At 66.3% G+C, this 16,613-nt stretch carries 16 protein-coding genes and 3 tRNA genes; 12 read left to right on the forward strand and 7 right to left on the reverse strand.

Annotated features, from left to right (window positions below; all coding sequences use genetic code 11):
- Window positions 1-5 precede the first annotated feature (5 nt).
- Window positions 6-281: a 4a-hydroxytetrahydrobiopterin dehydratase gene (locus C449_RS10705; protein ID WP_006078036.1), complete on the forward strand. Its 276-nt coding sequence runs from the start codon at window positions 6-8 to the stop codon at window positions 279-281.
- Window positions 282-380: 99 nt separating this feature from the next.
- Window positions 381-1,010, forward strand: a complete 630-nt coding sequence (locus C449_RS10710) for an HAD family hydrolase (RefSeq protein WP_006078037.1) — start codon at window positions 381-383, stop codon at window positions 1,008-1,010.
- Here the strand turns inward: C449_RS10710 and C449_RS10715 are convergent.
- From C449_RS10715 to C449_RS10725, 3 genes are all read right to left on the reverse strand, one after another.
- Complete coding sequence (locus C449_RS10715) at window positions 988-2,931, reverse strand: molybdopterin biosynthesis protein (protein ID WP_006078038.1); 1,944 nt, start codon at window positions 2,929-2,931, stop codon at window positions 988-990. The genes C449_RS10710 and C449_RS10715 overlap by 23 nt on opposite strands.
- On the reverse strand, window positions 2,928-4,142 hold the full coding sequence (locus C449_RS10720; protein ID WP_006078039.1) for a molybdopterin molybdotransferase MoeA: 1,215 nt from the start codon (window positions 4,140-4,142) through the stop codon (window positions 2,928-2,930). Before C449_RS10720 ends, C449_RS10715 begins: the two co-directional genes overlap by 4 nt.
- 112 nt (window positions 4,143-4,254) lie before the next feature.
- On the reverse strand, window positions 4,255-4,608 hold the full coding sequence (locus tag C449_RS10725) for a hypothetical protein (RefSeq protein ID WP_006078040.1): 354 nt from the start codon (window positions 4,606-4,608) through the stop codon (window positions 4,255-4,257).
- Window positions 4,609-4,785: 177 nt separating this feature from the next.
- On the opposite strand from C449_RS10725, the gene C449_RS10730 reads away from it, so the two are divergent.
- Both C449_RS10730 and C449_RS10735 read left to right on the forward strand, forming a co-directional pair.
- Window positions 4,786-5,163, forward strand: coding sequence for an Hsp20/alpha crystallin family protein (locus C449_RS10730; protein ID WP_006078042.1), 378 nt, complete (start codon window positions 4,786-4,788; stop codon window positions 5,161-5,163).
- Window positions 5,164-5,176: 13 nt separating this feature from the next.
- Window positions 5,177-6,940, forward strand: a complete 1,764-nt coding sequence (locus C449_RS10735) for an ABC1 kinase family protein (protein ID WP_006078043.1) — start codon at window positions 5,177-5,179, stop codon at window positions 6,938-6,940.
- 22 nt (window positions 6,941-6,962) lie between these two features.
- Here C449_RS10735 and C449_RS10740 read toward each other — a convergent pair.
- Window positions 6,963-7,035 (reverse strand) — tRNA-Gly (locus C449_RS10740).
- A gap of 74 nt (window positions 7,036-7,109) precedes the next feature.
- The gene (locus tag C449_RS10745) at window positions 7,110-7,931 is read right to left on the reverse strand and encodes an HD domain-containing protein (RefSeq protein WP_006078044.1); all 822 of its coding nucleotides are present in this window, start codon (window positions 7,929-7,931) and stop codon (window positions 7,110-7,112) included.
- A gap of 241 nt (window positions 7,932-8,172) precedes the next feature.
- Here C449_RS10745 and C449_RS10755 point away from each other — a divergent pair, with 241 nt between their 5' ends.
- From C449_RS10755 to C449_RS10780, 6 genes are all read left to right on the forward strand, one after another.
- Window positions 8,173-8,496: a Sec-independent protein translocase subunit TatA/TatB gene (locus tag C449_RS10755; protein ID WP_006078046.1), complete on the forward strand. Its 324-nt coding sequence runs from the start codon at window positions 8,173-8,175 to the stop codon at window positions 8,494-8,496.
- Between the two features lie 40 nt (window positions 8,497-8,536).
- Window positions 8,537-8,609 (forward strand) — tRNA-Arg (locus C449_RS10760).
- Between the two features lie 559 nt (window positions 8,610-9,168).
- The gene (locus C449_RS10765; protein ID WP_006078047.1) at window positions 9,169-10,458 is read left to right on the forward strand and encodes an MFS transporter; all 1,290 of its coding nucleotides are present in this window, start codon (window positions 9,169-9,171) and stop codon (window positions 10,456-10,458) included.
- 79 nt (window positions 10,459-10,537) lie between these two features.
- Window positions 10,538-11,518 (forward strand): ABC transporter ATP-binding protein, encoded by a 981-nt coding sequence (locus tag C449_RS10770; protein ID WP_006078048.1) that lies wholly within the window; start codon window positions 10,538-10,540, stop codon window positions 11,516-11,518.
- Complete coding sequence (locus C449_RS10775; RefSeq protein WP_006078049.1) at window positions 11,515-12,300, forward strand: ABC transporter permease; 786 nt, start codon at window positions 11,515-11,517, stop codon at window positions 12,298-12,300. Before C449_RS10770 ends, C449_RS10775 begins: the two co-directional genes overlap by 4 nt.
- A 104-nt stretch (window positions 12,301-12,404) precedes the next feature.
- Window positions 12,405-13,412 carry a YihY/virulence factor BrkB family protein gene (locus C449_RS10780; RefSeq protein ID WP_006078050.1) on the forward strand — a complete coding sequence of 336 codons (1,008 nt, stop codon included), beginning with the start codon at window positions 12,405-12,407 and terminating at the stop codon, window positions 13,410-13,412.
- Between the two features lie 82 nt (window positions 13,413-13,494).
- Here C449_RS10780 and C449_RS10785 read toward each other — a convergent pair.
- Together C449_RS10785 and C449_RS10790 are read right to left on the reverse strand one after the other, a co-directional pair.
- Window positions 13,495-13,595 (reverse strand) — tRNA-Gly (locus tag C449_RS10785).
- A gap of 41 nt (window positions 13,596-13,636) precedes the next feature.
- Window positions 13,637-14,302, reverse strand: coding sequence for a class I SAM-dependent methyltransferase (locus tag C449_RS10790; protein WP_049914138.1), 666 nt, complete (start codon window positions 14,300-14,302; stop codon window positions 13,637-13,639).
- Between the two features lie 145 nt (window positions 14,303-14,447).
- On the opposite strand from C449_RS10790, the gene C449_RS10795 reads away from it, so the two are divergent.
- Together C449_RS10795 and C449_RS10800 are read left to right on the forward strand one after the other, a co-directional pair.
- Window positions 14,448-14,906, forward strand: a complete 459-nt coding sequence (locus C449_RS10795; RefSeq protein ID WP_006078052.1) for a DUF5793 family protein — start codon at window positions 14,448-14,450, stop codon at window positions 14,904-14,906.
- Between the two features lie 57 nt (window positions 14,907-14,963).
- Window positions 14,964-16,364, forward strand: a complete 1,401-nt coding sequence (locus C449_RS10800; protein ID WP_006078053.1) for a phosphomannomutase — start codon at window positions 14,964-14,966, stop codon at window positions 16,362-16,364.
- The last annotated feature ends 249 nt before the right edge of the window (window positions 16,365-16,613 follow it).

The raw sequence follows: 16,613 nt of genomic DNA on the forward strand, positions 1-16,613 counted from the left end.
TGGCCATGGCCGAAATCCTCTCCGACGACGAGATCAGTGAGAACGCTCCCGCGGAGTGGCAGCAGGACGGCGACGAGATCGTTCGGGTCTACGAGTTCGAGGAGTACCTCGACGGCGTGGCCTTCGTCACCGAAGTAGCCGAAATCGCCGACGAGGAGTTTCACCATCCCGAGATTCAGGTGCGCTTCGACGAGGTCGAGGTGCGTCTGACGAGCCACGAGGCCGGTGGAGTGACCGACCAGGACATCGAGATGGCCGGGCGGTTCGACGACGTGCGGTAACGCACCGGAACCAGCAGCGTCGCGCTCCAGTAGACGACTACACGCTGTCGACCACCGGCAGAAGGGATTTATCGGTGGCGACCCTATTGACGGAGCCCGATGGCCCCTCCACAGTACGACTTCTGGCTGCTCGACCTCGACGGTACGCTGGTCGACGTCGAGGCGAGCTACGTCCGCAGCGTGTTCGATCGCGTGGGCGAGCGCCTCGATCGGCGATTCACCGACCGCGAGGCCGAAACCCTCTGGCACGGGCTCGGCGGTCTGCGCGACGACCAGCTCCGGGCGTGGGGGATCGATGTCGGCCGGTTCTGGGACGCGCTCCACGCGGTCGAGGACCCCGAGGCTCGCGCGGCCGCGACCTTCCTCTACGACGACGCACGGGCGTTCCTCGCGTCGGTCGACGCCCCGATCGGGGTGGTGACTCACTGTCAGCCGTTCCTCGCCGACCCGGTGTTGGATCGGCTCGATCTCCGCGAACGGTTCGACGCGGTGGTCTGCTGTACGAGCGAGATCGGCTGGAAACCCGATCCCGCGCCCGTGCAGTTAGCAATCGACCGCCTCGGCGTCACACCGGAGAGTCGGGGAGTGCTCGTCGGTGACGGCCCTCACGACGTCGGTGCGGCGTGGAACGCGGGCCTCGACGGGATCCACGTCGAGCGTCACGGCCACGATCGCCGGGGATGGTGCGTCCGGGGTGACCGCCGTATCACTGACTTCGGCGACCTCTGAACCCCGGCAAGTCCGCACACAGCTCGTCGAGGTCGTCGAGGACGCTATCGAGCGCCGCGACGCCAGACTTCTCCATCCGGTCGGAATCAGCGAGCACCCGGACGGTCTCCTCGTCGAGCGAAACGAACCCGCAGTCGAGCTTCTCGGCGGTCGCACGGAGCCCGAGTCCCGCGTCGGCCCCACCCGCAGCCACCCGCCGCGCCGGACTCTCGTGGGCTTCGAGGGTGAAATCGAAGCCGTCGATCGCGTCGACGAGGTCGTGGCGGTCGGCGTCGCGCTCGTCGGCGAGGGCGGCAAGCGCGTTCGAGAGGCTCGTCCGCAGGCCGGAAGTCGTGGGTCGATTGACGAAGGCGAGATCGCGATCCACGAGATCGGCGAGATCGTCCACGTCGTCGGGGTTGTCGGCCGGAACGACGAGGCCCCACTCACGAGTCCAGCTACCGATTTCGGTCGTGCTGGCGTCCAGTTCATCGGGATCGCCCGCAACCGCCACGACATCGGGAACGCCGTCGCGGAGCCAGCGGCGGGCCGCGCGGCTCCCGACGCTCAGGTAGCGCGGCCGGTCGATCCGGTCGAGTAGCCGCGAGAGGAGCGGGTCGTCCTCGCCTACACCGAGAAGCGTCGGTGGACGAACGTCGGGCGAGAACAACTCGACCGTCACTGCCTCGCCCGCATCGAGGTAGGCGACCTCGGCGGCCATCTCCACGATCCCGTCGGCCTCGACGAGGCTGGTGGTCGCGCCGCTGCCCTTGTCGACCGGGTAGACCAGCGTCTCGCCCGCGCCGTCCTCGATCAGCCCGACCGGCACGAGCCGGTGACGACCCTCCTCGGCACGCTCCTCGACCGCCATCCGTCCCCGGACCGTAGCGGTCGCAGGCTCCGGAACCCCAGCGGCCCGGCGAATCGCGGGGGCGACGAACGTCCGGAAGATCGAGAGCGCCGAGACCGGATAGCCGGGCAGCCCGACGTACGCCGAGTCATCCAAACGACCGACGATCATCGGCTTGCCTGGCTTGATCGCGACCCCGTGGAGGAGAAGGTCGCCCTGCTCCTCGATGACCTTGTAGATCACGTCGACCGCACTCGCGGAAGTCGAGCCGGACGAACAGACCAGATCGCACTCGGCGGCGGCCTCGCGGAGCACGTCTTCGAGAGCGTCGTAGTCGTCGCCAGCGTGGGGATACACCACGGGCTCGCCACCGGCCTCGGCAACGGCGGCCGCGGTCGCGTTGGAGTTCACGTCGTAGATCTGGCCCGCGTCGCTGTCGAGATCCTCGCCGACGCGGACGAGTTCGTCACCCGTCGAGACGATCCCGACCCGGGGTTTCGCACGGACCGGAACCCGATCGACGCCGAGCGCGGCGAGCAGACCGATCTCGCGCGCCGTCAGCCGGGTACCGGGCCCGAGCGCGCGCTCGCCCGCCGCGATGTCCGCACCCGCTGGCATCACGTTCTCGCCCGGTGTCACCGACGTTCGGACCGCGACTCGCTCGCCACTCACGTCACCCGCCGCATCGTCCCTCTCCTCGCTCTCACTGCCGACCCGATCGGTCCGCTCGACCGCCACCATCGCGTCGGCGTCGGACGGCATCACCGCACCGGTAGCGATCTCGACCGCCTCGCCAGGGTCGAGATCCACGGTCGGCCGCTCACCGGCTTCGACGACGCCGACGAGATCGAACACTGCGGGATCGGTCTCGGTTGCTCCGAACGTCTCGCGCGCACGGAGCGCGTAGCCGTCGAGCGCCGACCGATCGAATCCGGGAACGTCGAGGGTCGCGTCGACCCGTTCGGCGAGCACCCGACCCTCGGCGGCGTCGAGCGCCACGGTTTCGGTTTCCGGATCGAGGTCGAGTGATGCGATCGCGTCGTGGGCCTCGGCCGGTGCGGCGAGATCGCGGAACTGCTTGCGCTCGCTCATGGCGCTTCCTCCCAGTGCTCGACGGCAACGGTCTCACCCGCTGGGATCCCCTCGCGCCCCGTTGCGACGACTACCCAGCCGTCGGCGAGCGCGACGCTCGACAGCGCCCCCGCGCCGCTCGTCCGCGTCGGAACGGCTGTCGGCATATCGTCGTCGTTCTCACGTAGCTCGACTCGTGCATAGGTTTGTACACCAGGTTCGCTCGCGATCTTCCGATCGAGGCGCGCATCGGTCGTCGGGTGGGGTCGAGCCGAGCGGTGGCCGACTTGCCGAAGCGCGGGTCGAAGCAGTTGGACTGCGGCGACGATGCACGAGACCGGATAGCCCGGGAGCATCAAAACTGGTGTGTCCGCGACGACGCCGAATCCCGCGGGATGGCCGGGTTTGCAGCCGATTCCGTGAACCAGCACCTCGCCGAGGTCGTCGACGATCTCGGGGACGAGATCACGCTCGCCGACCGACGAGCCGCCGGTGGTCACCACGAGGTCCTTCGTGAGGTCGCGCTCGATCGCCGCCCGGAGCGCCGCCCGGTCGTCGGTCACGACCTCCCGATACGTGGCCCGCCCGCCCCAGCGTTCGACGTACCGTGAGGTCGTGAGGCCGTTGGTTTCGACGACCTCACCGGGGTCGGGATCACGCTGGACGAGCTCTTCGCCTGTCGGTATCACACCCACGGTCGGGCGCTCGTAGACAGCGACTTCGTCGACACCGACCGACTTCAACAGGCCGAGATCCGAGGGACGGAGCCGATGGCCCGGATCGTAGAGGGATTTGCCCGCCCGAACGTCCTCGCCGACCGGGGCGACGTTCTTGCCGGCGGCGACCGGATCGAACACCTCGATCTCGTCACCGACCGTCTCGACGTGTTCGACCATCACGACCGCATCGGCCCCGTCCGGGAGTTCGCTGCCGGTGTGGACCCGCGTCGCGGTGCCGGGATCGTCGATCGCACCCCGACGGAGGACGGCGGGCGAGCGCCGACTCGCGTCGAACGTGTCGGTGGCCCGGACCGCGAACCCGTCCATCGCCGCACGCCGGTAGTGCGGGACGTCCCGGTCGGCGACGACCGGCTCGGCGAGCACACGGTCGTCGGCTGTGAGGAGTCCCACCGATTCGACCCGCTCCGAGGGTTCGATCCGGTCGAGAAGCCGCTCGCGCGCCGTTTCGAGCCGAGTGAGTCGTTTGAACCCGCTCTCGCGGACGTCGTTCATACCTCTCCTAACCGGACGAGTGGGCAAAAACGTGTGCCGGAACGGTGACGAGGAACGACGGTGAGAGCGACTGGTGTCAGTGATCGAAGGGAGAGCCGGGAGAACGAGCGCTTTAGCGGAGACCGGCGACGACGATGGTTTCCCGGCGGATGACGAACTCCGGGACCGGTGTCGGGCCTGGCTGGCCGGGATCGAACGCGAGGCTGGCGGAGCCGCCGTGGTCGGCGCGGAGTTCGACCCGGACGGTTCCGGCACTGCTGGCCGTGGCGGTGACGGTACGCTGACTGTCGCCGTCGACAGTCGGAGAGTCGTCGACGAGGACGCCATCACCAGCAGCGATACACACGTCGAGCGCGTGATCGGTGTCGTCTTCGTTGCGGAGGAGGATGGTCGGCGGTTCGGTGGCGGTGGGCTGTGGGCCGGCAGTATCACCTTCGACCCTGGGATCGGGACGGGTCTGCGTCATCTATCCGAAGATAGCACCTCCCCAATATGAACCATGAGGACCGTTACCGACCGTTCCTGATCGTTCAGCACTGTTTCGGACTGTTTCACGGCGTCTCAGGTGTGAAATCGGGCCATTGGTCGGTTATCGGTGACCGCTATCGGGGGGTTTTTCGCCCCGGCGGTCCACGGCTCTTCCATGTCCGCGCTGCGCGATGCGTTGGGCGATCTCCCGGACCCGGTGTTCGCCGATCTGTTGGAATCGGCGGAGGCGTACCTCCTCGTCATCGATCTGCCGGGTGTCGGCAGCGAGACGCTCGACGTCCGACTCGATGGGGCTCGTCTCCGGATCGAGGCCCGGCGCGAGAAGGACCTCCCGATGGCGTTTCGGTATCTCGAAGAGGACCGACCGCTCTTCCTCGACGCGGAGCTTCCGCTGCCGCCGGACGTCGCCGAGACGGGTGCGGAGGGGACGCTCGATCGAGGTACCCTCACGCTCCGGCTCCCGAAGCGCGACGCCACCGAGGCGACGTCGATCCCGATAGCGGTCGGCGGGAGCGAGCGCGACGAGCTGTGACGGGGCACACGCTGTGAACCTCCGTGCGTACGGCCGGTTCTTCGTCGTCTTCCGCCAGTTCCTCCCGCTGATCGTCGCGTACCTTCGGGACCGCCGACGCTACTTCCTGTTCGGCGGGCGGCGGGAGGTCACGAGCACGATGCGACGCGAGCGCGCACGAGTCCTGCTCGATTCGCTATTGACGCTCGGGCCGACGTTCATCAAGCTCGGCCAGCTCCTCTCGACACGGCCCGACGTCTTACCTCCCGAATACGTCGCGGAGTTCTCGAAGCTTCAGGACGAGGTCCCACCTGCGGAGTGGGCCGAAGCCGAACCGGTCGTCAAGGAGGAGTTGGGACCGGTCGAGGAAGCGTTTTCGGCGTTCGACACCGACGCGATTTCCGGCGCGAGTCTCGGCCAGGTCTACCGGGCGGAGTTGGACGGCGAGCCGGTCGCGGTCAAGGTCCGACGACCGAACATCGAATCACTGATCGAGGCCGACCTCCAGGTCATCAAGTGGAGTCTCCCCGTCCTCATGCGGTTCATCGGCGAAGCACGCTCGTTCTCGCTCGAAACGCTGGCCGAGGAGTTCGACAAGACGATCCACGAGGAGATCGACTACAGCCGGGAGGCACGGATGCTTCAGGAGATCCGGGAGAACTTCGCAGGCGACGACACGATCCGCATCCCGAACGTGATCGAGAGTCACTCCACCCCCCGGGTCCTCACGATGGAGTACGTTCCCGGGACCAAGATCACCGCGGTCGACGAGCTCGATAGGATGGGGATCGACCGCACCAAGCTATCGGAGCGACTCGAACGGGTCTACCTCCAGATGATCGTCGACGACGGCGTGTTCCACGCCGATCCCCACCCTGGAAACCTCGCGGTCGAACCCGACGGCACGCTGGTATTCTACGACTTCGGGATGAGCGGCCGGGTCGACGAGTACATTCAGAGCAAGATCGTGGAGTTCTACATCGGGATCGCGAACCAGGATATCGACGCGATCCTCGACGCACTGGTCGAGATGGGCACTCTCAGCCCGACCGCCGATCGCGAGACGATGGGGAACGTGATGGAGCTCGCGATTCAGGACATCCGGGGCGAAGAGGTCGACCAGTACCGGGTCCAAGAGGTCGTCGGCCAGGTCGAGGACACCATCTACGAGTTCCCGCTCCGACTGCCCGCGAACCTCGCTTTAGTCCTCCGTGTGGCGACCGTGGTCGAGGGAGTCTGTGTCACGCTCGATCAGGACTTCGACTTCGTCTCGGTCGCGACCGACTACCTCGTCGAAGAGGGGTATCGCGAGGAGGGGATCAAGCAGTTCCTCGAGAGCCGTGGCGAGGAGTTCACCGACCTCGCCGAGGCCACGGTGCGAACCCCACCAAAGCTCGAACGCGCCCTCGACGGGCTCAACCGGGGCAATCTCACTGTTCACGCCGACCTCGACGACACCGACGGCCTGTTCGAATCGCTCGCGAATCGCCTCGTCTTCGGGCTCCTACTGACGGCGGGCGTACTTTCGGTGGCGATACTCTACGCGTTCGCGACGCCATTTGCGACTGGGGTCGCCGCTGCGTTTTCGGTAGGGATGGCACTCTTGTTGTACCGGTCGTTCCGCAGCCGCCGTCGACTCCAGGCCACGCCGGAGTTCACCCGCCAGAGCCTGCGTCAGCGTCGCGGACAGGACACGGAGTCGATGAGCGAGGCCGATGCCATGACCGAGCCCGAGACAGAAGAGGAAGGACCGATCGGCACGCCGATCGACGTCGAGCGAGAGACCGACGACCAATAGTCGGTAGTCGGACGTGGAGAAGTGCGTCAGCCGCGATTTGAACGCGGGTCATCAGCATGGGAAGCTGAGGTGATACCAGGCTACACCACTGACGCGCATCCGGGAGGACGTGCTTCGACGACATAAATCACCCGAACTCGTGCGCTGTGGCGAGAAAGGTGCGGCGAAATCAGAGTTCTACGCGTTCGACCAGCTGTTCGTCGGCACGGTGGTTCGTGACGGCGACGATTCGGATGTGATCTTCGAGGCCGGAGTCGTCGAGCTTGGCCTTCAGGAGCGTGTCGACCTGGTAGACCCCGGCAGCGTCGGTCATCTCGATCTCGACGAGGACGGGAGCACCGTCGCCGGATTCGAGCGAGACCTGCTGGATGGCCTGACTCGACACGGTGTTGATCCCCCGCCCGCCCTGTTCGTAGGGTTTGCGCGAGCGGCCGTGTTCCATGTCGAGCGCGTCGGCGACGCGGACGACGCCGGCTTCGAGCGTCAGCGGCGTCTCCGGAGTGTGATGACAGAGGATCGCGTGGAGCACTTCGCCCTTGACACGGACGCGGGCCTCGGTGTCGTAGAACCCGAACTCGGGGAGGACCCGATCGAGCACGTCGGCGGCGAGCGGGATCGAGTAGTACGGGTGATCGGAGCGATGGACGACGTGGCCGATGTCGTGAAGCGTGGCGGCGAGCGCGATGATCACGGGCTCGTCGGCTTCGTCGAGTCCTTGGTCACCTGCGCCGTTGAACTGAACGCCACCGGCCTTGAGCAGGTCGTAGAGGCAGAGCGCACGGTTGCGCACGATCGAGATGTGTTTCGCCCCGTGGTCGTTGTAGCGTTTGCGCGCGACCGGGTTGACGTTCTGGGCGTCGAGATACGCCTGGATCTCGGGATCGCTCTCGACGAGGTCGAGCACCTCGTTGACTCGTTCGTCGGGGAACGCGTGGTCGTCTTCGGGGGCATAGACACGACCGCTGCTCGCGGCGTCGACGCTATCACTCATGAGACAGCGTTCGGTGGCTGGAAGGAAAACTGATGGGGTCGATGGGTGTCGGTAGACAGTCGAGGCGGTACAGCGCCGCACCGGTCGACGAGGGCGAACGGCTCGACGCGGTCGCCGTTCGCGAGCGGGGCACCGAATTCGGGGCCGTGTCGCCGACATCGACCACGAGCCGCAAGAGCCGGGACGGCCGCAAAGCACGTCCTACCCGAGCAAAAAGCCTATAACTGACACATCGTAAGCTATGGCCACGATGCTCGGAGCCATACTCCAGATACCAGGCGTCCCCGGCGGGCCGGAGGTGTTGATCATCCTCGTGATCATCGTCTTCCTGTTCGGGGCGAACAAGATCCCCGAACTCGCCGGCGCGCTCGGCGAAGCTCGTGGCGAGTTCGAGCAAGGGCGAGCAGAAGTCGAGGACGAACTTCAGGACATGCAGGACGTCGCCCAGGGCGACGCCACTTCGGAGACGGCAAACGCCGCAAACGAAGCCAGTTCGGGGGGCGATACGGTCGATCACAACCCACCGGAAGTCAACGAGAAGAACACCGAAGTCGAGAGCAACTAACAACACAACGGTTTTTCCTACCCGCCACCTCCCCCTGCCGGGGCGTGTGGCCTAGCGGATAGGGCGAGAGGTTCCTAACCTCTCGATCGCGGGTTCGAATCCCGCCACGCCCGCTGTCGTGTTGCGAACGGACGTGAGCAACCGACAGCGTACCGTGCGGGATTCGAAGCAGGGAGAGCGCAGTCTCGCGACCGACGGGAGCGAGGAAGCGATCGACCAGGGTTCGAATCCCGTCACGTCCGAACCTTTTACTTCGTCGGGTGCGCGAGCGCACCGCTCCTCGCAAAAACGTTCATGAAAAACACCCGCTCGCTCAGCCTTCGGCCTCGCTGGCGGTGAACCGCGCTCGCTTCGCTCGCGCGGACAGCACTCACCCACATCCACACCGCAACCGCACAGCACCGCCCGAGCCCTCAGACGCTCGTTTCACTCGCGTCCTCGCCCTCGATCCACCAGGAGAGCGACGCTCTCCTGAGCCCTGCGATCGCGGAGCGATCGCAGGACGCCAGGACCGCACCGCTGCCGCAACCGCACTACCACCCCACAGCCGCATCCCGCACCGCCGCAGCCGCTGCCACACAAACAACCCATGCTTAGTGCTAGCGTGCCAGAACCCTTCGAACATCCCCGGAACAGCCGAATTTTTCAGTCTCCATCGCGGTTTTCATAGTAGTGTCAGGAACTGAGGGCGGCTCGCTCAGCCTCTTCAGAAATCGGGAGTTCGTCGCGCTCGCGAGCACCGCGTTCGCGCGCTCGCAGGCGTACTCCACCATCCTGATCGCGCTCGCGCTGTACGCCGACCAGTTCGGCACCACCGGGACTGTGGAGGGGCTTTTCGGGACGGCGTTCGCCCTCGTCCAGCTCCTGATCGTCCTCCCGCTCGGGCGGCTGATCGACACCCACAACGCCAAGCGCTTCCTGCTCGGTGGGCTCGTCCTGAACGTCCTCGTCTTCGTCGGGTTCTCGCAGGTCGGCAACGTCAGCGGTGTCATCCTGATGCGCGTGCTCCAGGGCTTCGGCGCGAGCGTCCTCTGGATCACCGGTTCGGCGGTCGTCGGCGAACTCAGCCCGAACGAGGAGCGCGGGAAGTGGCTCGGGACCTACAACCAAGTCGGTGCGTTTTCGAGCCTCGCGGGCGATCTCGTCGGTGGCCTCCTCCTCTACGTCTACGGGTTCACGCTGACGTACGCCGTCCTGAGCGTGGTCACCATCGGTGCGACGGTCGCGGTCTTCCTCTTCCTCCGGGACAACCCCGGCGGGCGGACCGACCCCGAGGCGGCCACCGGAGTCGAGACGCTCCGCCGACTGCTCGATCGGACCGCGATCCGCGCGCTCGTCGTGCTCCGGCTCGGGCTGAGCTTCGGCAAGATGGCAGTCATCATCTTCCTCCCGATCTACGCCCGGACCGAGTTCGGAATGAACCCCTTCCTCGTCGGGATCGTGCTCGCGGGCGGCAAACTCACCAAATCGCTGCTCCAGGGACGAGTCGGGAGTTACACCGATCGAGTGGGCCACAAACACCAGTTCGTGATCGCGGGCGCGCTGGTGTACGCACTCGGCGCGGCGATCATCCCGCTCGCCGAATACGCCGATAGGGTGTTTCCCGCGCTCTCGACGAGCGCGTTCGGCGGGGTCACGCTCGCGCCCGCGTTTTTCGTGCTGTTCAGTGCGTTCGCGGTCATCGGCGTCGCCGACAGCCTCCGGCTCCCCGCGAGCATGGCGTTGTTCGTCGAGGAGGGCGAGCACTTCGACGCGGTGGCGGCGAGCCTCTCGCTGCGCTCGATCGGCTGGAAAGTCGGCCAAGTCGCCGGTCCCTTCACCGTGGGCGCGATCTGGGATGCGACGGGCGTGTTCGTCGCCTTCCTGACGGCCTCGGGGTTCATCGTGGTTGCCACAGGGGTGTTCGCCACGCTCTACAGCCTCGATCCTGCACCGAGCGCGACGCCCACACCGGGCGACTGACCTACCGGGACCACACCAGCGAGGACTTCGCCCGGGTGAAGCCAACACGCTTAATCGCCCGCCGACCCACTGTCCGGTAGTGTCGCTCGCGATTTCTACGACGGATCTCAAGAAAAGCTACGGCGACGTGCAGGCGCTCGACGGCCTCTCGCTGTCGGTCGAGCGGGGCGAGTTCTTCGGCCTCCTCGGCCCGAACGGCGCGGGCAAGACGACGTTCATCAACGTCCTCGTCGGCCTCGTCCGGAAATCCGGCGGCGAGGCGAGCGTGTTCGGCCACGACGTCGAGGACGAGTACCGCGAGGCCCGCGACCGGATCGGCCTCGCACCCCAGGAGTTCAACGTCGATCGATTCTTCCCGATCCGCGAGGTCCTGATCCACAAGGCAGGCTATCACGGGATTTCGACCGAGGAAGCTGGCGAGCGCGCCGACGAGGCACTCCAGACGGTGGGGATCTACGACAAGCGCGAGACCCGCTTCGACTGGCTTTCCGGCGGGATGAAACGCCGGTTCATGCTCGCCCGTGCGCTGGTTTCGGATCCTGACCTCTTGATCCTCGACGAACCCACTGCCGGGGTCGACGTCGAACTCCGCCGGGACCTCTGGGAGATCATCACCGAACTCAACGACGACGGCACCACGATCCTCCTCACCACCCACTACATCGAGGAAGCAGAACGCCTCTGTGACGAGGTCGCGATCATGGACTCGGGTCGGAAGGTCACGGTCGCGAGCCCCGACGAGCTGATGGCCCGCGGCAACGACACCATCAGGCTCCAGCTCCGCGAATCGCCCGCACGAGTCCCCGCGATCGACAACGAACGGGTCGAGAGCCTTGACCTCGACGGCGACACCCTCGTGGTCACGGCTCCGCAGGGCGGCGAGGTCTCGCCCGACCTCATCCGCCAGCTCGACCGCCAGGGTCACACCGTGGTCGACATCGACATCTCGCGGACCTCGCTCGAAGAGGTGTTCGTCGAGCTGACCAGGCGCGACGAAACTGGCGAAACCAATCAAGCCGATCCGGCCGACGAAACGGAATCGCCGGAGGCCTCGATATGAGCGTCGTCTCGACCGGGCTGCGAACCCTCGTCCACCGCGAGATCCTCCGGTTCGTCCGCCGGCCCCGGAACACCTTCCTGCCGCCGCTGATCACCAACGTGCTCTACTTCTCGGTGTTCGGGGTGATCCTCGGCGCGCGAGTCGGGGCGATCGAGGGGGTCGACTACATCCTCTATATCCTCCCGGGGCTGATCGTGCTCGGCGTGATCGCGAACGCCTTCGAGAACGCCTCCTTCTCGATCTTCCACGGCCGCTGGAACGAGTACATCCACGAGATCCAGACCTCGCCGCTCTCGTACACCGAGATGGTCGGTGCGTACGTGAGCGCGAGCGCGCTCCGTGGCGTGATCATCGGCGTCCTCATCGGGATCGTCGGCGCGATCATGATCCCGCTGACCATCGGGACCGGCGTCGGGCTCGCGAACCCGGTCTACGCGCTCGCGTTCGTGCTCGTGATCGCCGTGCTCTTTGCGGGCTTCGGCGTGATGGGCGGGCTGTGGGCGCGCGACTTCGATTACCTCACGGTGTTGAACCAGTTTATCATCCGTCCACTCGTGTTCTTCGGTGCGGTGTTCTACCCGCTCGACGCGCTGCCACCCGTGTGGCGAACGGTCTCGCTGGTGAACCCGATGGTCTACATGGTCGACGGGGTTCGATACGGCTTCCTCGGGATCGCATCGATCGAACCGAACGTCTCACTGGCCGTGCTCGCTGGCGCGGCCACAGCCGTCGTGGCGATCGATGTCTGGCTGTTCCAGCGCGGCTACGGGCTGACCGAGTAGGCCGTTCGTCCCGTCCCACAACAGCCGTCCCGACGACCGATCCGGCCACCGACGGCCGACCGGCCGTCCCGCACGTTTTTGCGGGTTCGGACGGTTGCCGGCGCATGAACACGAGTCTCGAACGCGCCATCACGGTAGGACGGGCGATCGTTCACGAACTCCGGATCGAGAAGGTGACGTTCGTGGCGGGCAGCATCGCCTATCACGCGTTCGTCTCGTTGCTCCCCTTCCTCCTCCTCGTGATCGCGGTGCTCTCGGCCGTCGGCAACCCACCCGAGGAGGCGATCGTTTCGCTCGCCGGCGCGGTGCTCACGGAGAACGCTGGCGACGCGCTGGTGCGGGAACTCGAATCCGCCGGCGCGTCGACCGGCGTCTCGGCTCTCGGCGGCGTGGTTCTGCTCTGGGGCGCGCTCCGCATCTTCCGGGGGCTCGACACGGCGTTCTCCGCGATCTACGAGACCGAGGCGCACAACACCATCGCCGACCAGTTCGCCGACGCGGTCGTGGTCTTTCTCACCGTCGGCCTCGCGATCGCCGTGGCGTGGGGTGTCGATGCGGTGCTCGCCACCGACGGTCCGGGTCTCGGGGCGTGGCTGCTCGAACGCCTGGTGCTCGTCTGTGGGTTGGGGCTCGTTCTCTTCCCGATGTACTACGTCTTCCCCGACGCCGATGTCTCGGTCCGCGAGGTGATTCCCGGAGTCGCCATCGCCGCCGTCGGACTCGTGGCGTTCGTTTCGGTCTTCCAGTTCTACGCCGCGCTCAGGACCGGCGAGGACGGCAGCGTCATCGTCGGTATCCTCGTGCTCCTCACGTGGCTGTACGTCAGCGGGCTCATCGTGCTGATCGGCGCGGTGGTCAACGCCGTGCTCTCGAATCGCAGTCAAGACATCGACATCGATCCGGTGATCGGGGATCACGCCACCGACGGCACGCGAGCCTTGGACCGCGAACACCTCGCTGCTGACCTCCGAAACGTGACTGCGAACGTCGAGGAGGGTGACGACCTGCGGATCGTGGTCGGCGCTACGGAGGTGCGCCTGCCGTCGCCGCGCCACGCAATGGCAGAAACAGACGACGAGACGCTCGTCCTCGAATTCGAGTGGCCGCCGTAAGACACCCAATGAATGTTATCGAATGGGTATCGAACAGCCACACACTGACATCATGTACCGGTAGAAGAAAACAAACGGGGATTGCACCAGCCGAGAATCGAACTCGGATCATGGGCTGTCTTCACGCGAACGGGGACCGTCCGCATTTGGAAGGCCCAGGTCTTGCCATTAGACCACTGGTGCTCACTCGAGTTTCTCTCGGCGTCGACTAAGGACCTTTCCCTTTAGCCGCACACCACGGCGTAGCAGTTTCCCGTTTCCTCGAAGACCCGTTCGAGCCCGAGAGCACTCGCTGAGACGTCTCGTTCGAACTCTGCAGGATCGTAGATGTGATAGTATCGCGGAACGGTCTCGCCGCCGGGCAGCGTCCAGTCGACGGTCGTATCGAACCCCTCCTCCCGATCGAACGTCTCGTGGGACGTACTCCACGCGCTCACGAGAGCACGCCCGCCCGATGCGAGCACGCGCGAGAGTTCGTCGAGACTCGCGACACGTGCGTCACGGGTCGGGAGGTGGTGGACCGTGGCAATGTAGACCCCGAGGGCCACGCTGTCGCTGGCGAGCGGGAGATGGGTTGCGTCGGCTTGGCAGAGTTCGATCGCGCCACCCGCTTTCTTCCCCCGGATTCGTTCGCGGGCGGTGTCGAGCACCGTGCGGCTCGCGTCGATCCCCACGACCTGCTCCGCGCGGTCGGCCAGCAGGGCGGCATGGCGGGCGTTGCCACAGCCGAGATCGAGGCCCCACTCGATCGCGTCGGTCGTTGGGGACGCACGCTCGACGAACCGCTCGACCGCCGGCCACGGGTGCGCGCGCGTCTCGGCGAAGTGGCTCCCAATCCGGTCGTAGGTTTCTCTGACGCCGCGGCGCGTGGGGTGGCCGTTCTCGTCCATCGTGTCCTCGTCGGTGGTTCGACCCACGACTACCTCAACCGTTCGTCCTTCGGCTCCGCGATCGGCCGATCCGAACGGATTCCCGACGGATCGGAACACCGGCGTTACGTTCATGACGCCAGGCGTCGTAGGCGAACCATATCGAATGAGGCGCGAGTACTTCGACCTCCACGTCAGCAACACCGACTGGGTGGCGGTGGACGGCCAGCCGGCGAAACCCACCCTCACCATCGACTTCGACGGGCCGAGCGAGGTGCTCGAGAAGCGACTCGCGGGAGCCGACGACGGCCTCGTCGATGCCGACGAAACCGACGTCAACTACCGCCTCCACGCCGACGACGGTGACGGCGTACTCAGTATCACCAACCGCATCACCGGCGACTTCGTGCTCGAACTCAACGCCGATGCGGACGGCGTACTCGGGTTCATCCGGGCAGCGCGCGCCTACGGCGAGGCGACCGACAACGAGGGACGCTACCGAGTGATCGTCCGCTTCGAGGGCCGTGACGTGCTCACCCAGGACAAAACGACCTTTCTCGTTTACAATAGCGAGGGGAACCTCGTGCGTCAGCACTCCCTGATCCCCGGCGGCGTCGAACTCTGAGACGGAGCCGTCGGTGGAAACCATCCGCCATAAATACCACCCGTCCGATCCTCGACCATGACTCTCTTCGGTACCGCGGGCATCCGTGGTGATGTCCGTGAGCGCCTCACGCCCGAGCTCGCGCTCGCGGTCGGCCGGGCCGCGGGAACCGACGCCGTCGATCGCGAGGATGCGTCGGCCGACATCGAGTTCGTGATCGCCCGCGACGGCCGCGAGACCGGCCCGGCGCTCGCGGCGGCGCTCGAAGCCGGCCTCGAAAGCGCGGGTACGACGGTTCGACGGGCAGGGGTACTCCCGACGCCGGCGCTCGCGTTCGCCTCGCGCGGCCGCCGCGGGGTGATGGTCACGGCGAGTCACAACCCACCGACCGACAACGGGCTGAAGCTGTTCGCCGACGGCGAGGAGTACGGCGACGACGCCGAAGCCAGGATCGAGAGCCGCGTCGAGGAGGACGGTTCGCCAGCGGCGTGGCACGATTGGGGCAACGCGGAACGGATCGACCCGCTTGCGGGTTACCGTGACCGCATCGCCGACTACGCCGAGGGTCACGGGGCGGCGCTCGACGGGATCGAGATCGTCGTCGACTGCGGCAACGGGATGGCGAGCCGCGCGACCCCGCAGGTGCTCCGCGCGCTCGGGGCCGACGTGGTGGCACTGAACGCGAACGTCGACGGCCACTTCCCCGCCCGTGGGAGCAAGCCCACGCCCGAGACGCTCGGCGATCTTCAGGCGTTTCTCGGCGACGACGATGGAGACACGGCCGACCGGACCGATGGACCGACGCTCGGGATCGCCCACGACGGCGACGCCGACCGAGTGGTGTTCCTCGATGAGACTGGTGAGATCGTCCATGAAGACACCATCGTGGCGATCCTCGCCGAACACTACACTCGCGCGAGCGACGCCGCCGACCCGGTGGTGGTGACCACGCCGAACGCCTCCTCCCGGATCGACGAACGGGTCGCGGCGGCCGGCGGTCGGGTGGAGCGCGTTCGTCTCGGCGCGCTCCACGTCGGGATCGCGGCAGTGCGCGAGGCAGGCGACATCGACACGTCGGTGGTCTTTGCGGCCGAACCGTGGAAACACATCCACTCCGACCTCGGACCGTGGATCGACGGCGTGGCGAGCGCCGCGGTGTTCTCACGGCTGGTCGCCGAGCAGGGACTCGCCGCGCTCCGCGAGCCGATCGCCGAGCGCCCTTACCGGAAGGTGAGCGTCGACTGCCCCGACGATCGAAAGGACGCGGTGATGAGGCAGCTCGCGACGACGCTCCCCGAGGCGTTCCCGGACGCCGACATCGAGACCGAACACGGCGTCCGACTCGACCTCAACGAAGGTTGGGTACTCGTCAGACCGAGCGGTACCGAACCCAAAGTCCGAGTGTACGCCGAGAGCGAACAGGTCGACGAACTCCGCGAACAAGCGGTCACGACGGTCGAGGCGGCCGTCGAAGACTGAACGTCGAATCCGCGAACATCGGTTTGGGAGTGGTCCTACGACGCGACCGCACCAACAACAGCCGGTGTTCCGATCGCCGTCGCGTTCTCACTGCCGTCCGCCGCGTCCGAGCTGATTCCGCTTGCGCCAAGCGGTCGTCGCTTGTCGACTTTTCGGAGACGTCAGTCGTCGGATGAGCGGCGATGGACGAGAGTCATACCTGTCCATCAATGTTGGTATTCGAACATCGTCAACATCGCTGGCTGTCCC

Origin of the sequence: Halococcus saccharolyticus DSM 5350 (assembly GCF_000336915.1) — an archaeon.
GTDB lineage: Archaea > Halobacteriota > Halobacteria > Halobacteriales > Halococcaceae > Halococcus > Halococcus saccharolyticus.

What these genes read in the sequence shown, in the direction of transcription:
- C449_RS10710 (WP_006078037.1), top strand. Translation starts at nt 381, where the DNA reads ATGGCCCCTCCACAGTACGACTTCTGGCTGCTCGACCTCGACGGTACG.
- C449_RS10730 (WP_006078042.1), top strand. Translation starts at nt 4,786, where the DNA reads ATGTCCGCGCTGCGCGATGCGTTGGGCGATCTCCCGGACCCGGTGTTC.
- C449_RS10780 (WP_006078050.1), top strand. Translation starts at nt 12,405, where the DNA reads ATGAACACGAGTCTCGAACGCGCCATCACGGTAGGACGGGCGATCGTT.
- C449_RS10775 (WP_006078049.1), top strand. Translation starts at nt 11,515, where the DNA reads ATGAGCGTCGTCTCGACCGGGCTGCGAACCCTCGTCCACCGCGAGATC.
- C449_RS10715 (WP_006078038.1), bottom strand. Translation starts at nt 2,931, where the DNA reads ATGAGCGAGCGCAAGCAGTTCCGCGATCTCGCCGCACCGGCCGAGGCC.
- C449_RS10725 (WP_006078040.1), bottom strand. Translation starts at nt 4,608, where the DNA reads ATGACGCAGACCCGTCCCGATCCCAGGGTCGAAGGTGATACTGCCGGC.
- C449_RS10800 (WP_006078053.1), top strand. Translation starts at nt 14,964, where the DNA reads ATGACTCTCTTCGGTACCGCGGGCATCCGTGGTGATGTCCGTGAGCGC.
- C449_RS10795 (WP_006078052.1), top strand. Translation starts at nt 14,448, where the DNA reads ATGAGGCGCGAGTACTTCGACCTCCACGTCAGCAACACCGACTGGGTG.
- C449_RS10705 (WP_006078036.1), top strand. Translation starts at nt 6, where the DNA reads ATGGCCGAAATCCTCTCCGACGACGAGATCAGTGAGAACGCTCCCGCG.
- C449_RS10790 (WP_049914138.1), bottom strand. Translation starts at nt 14,302, where the DNA reads ATGGACGAGAACGGCCACCCCACGCGCCGCGGCGTCAGAGAAACCTAC.
- C449_RS10720 (WP_006078039.1), bottom strand. Translation starts at nt 4,142, where the DNA reads ATGAACGACGTCCGCGAGAGCGGGTTCAAACGACTCACTCGGCTCGAA.
- C449_RS10745 (WP_006078044.1), bottom strand. Translation starts at nt 7,931, where the DNA reads ATGAGTGATAGCGTCGACGCCGCGAGCAGCGGTCGTGTCTATGCCCCC.
- C449_RS10755 (WP_006078046.1), top strand. Translation starts at nt 8,173, where the DNA reads ATGGCCACGATGCTCGGAGCCATACTCCAGATACCAGGCGTCCCCGGC.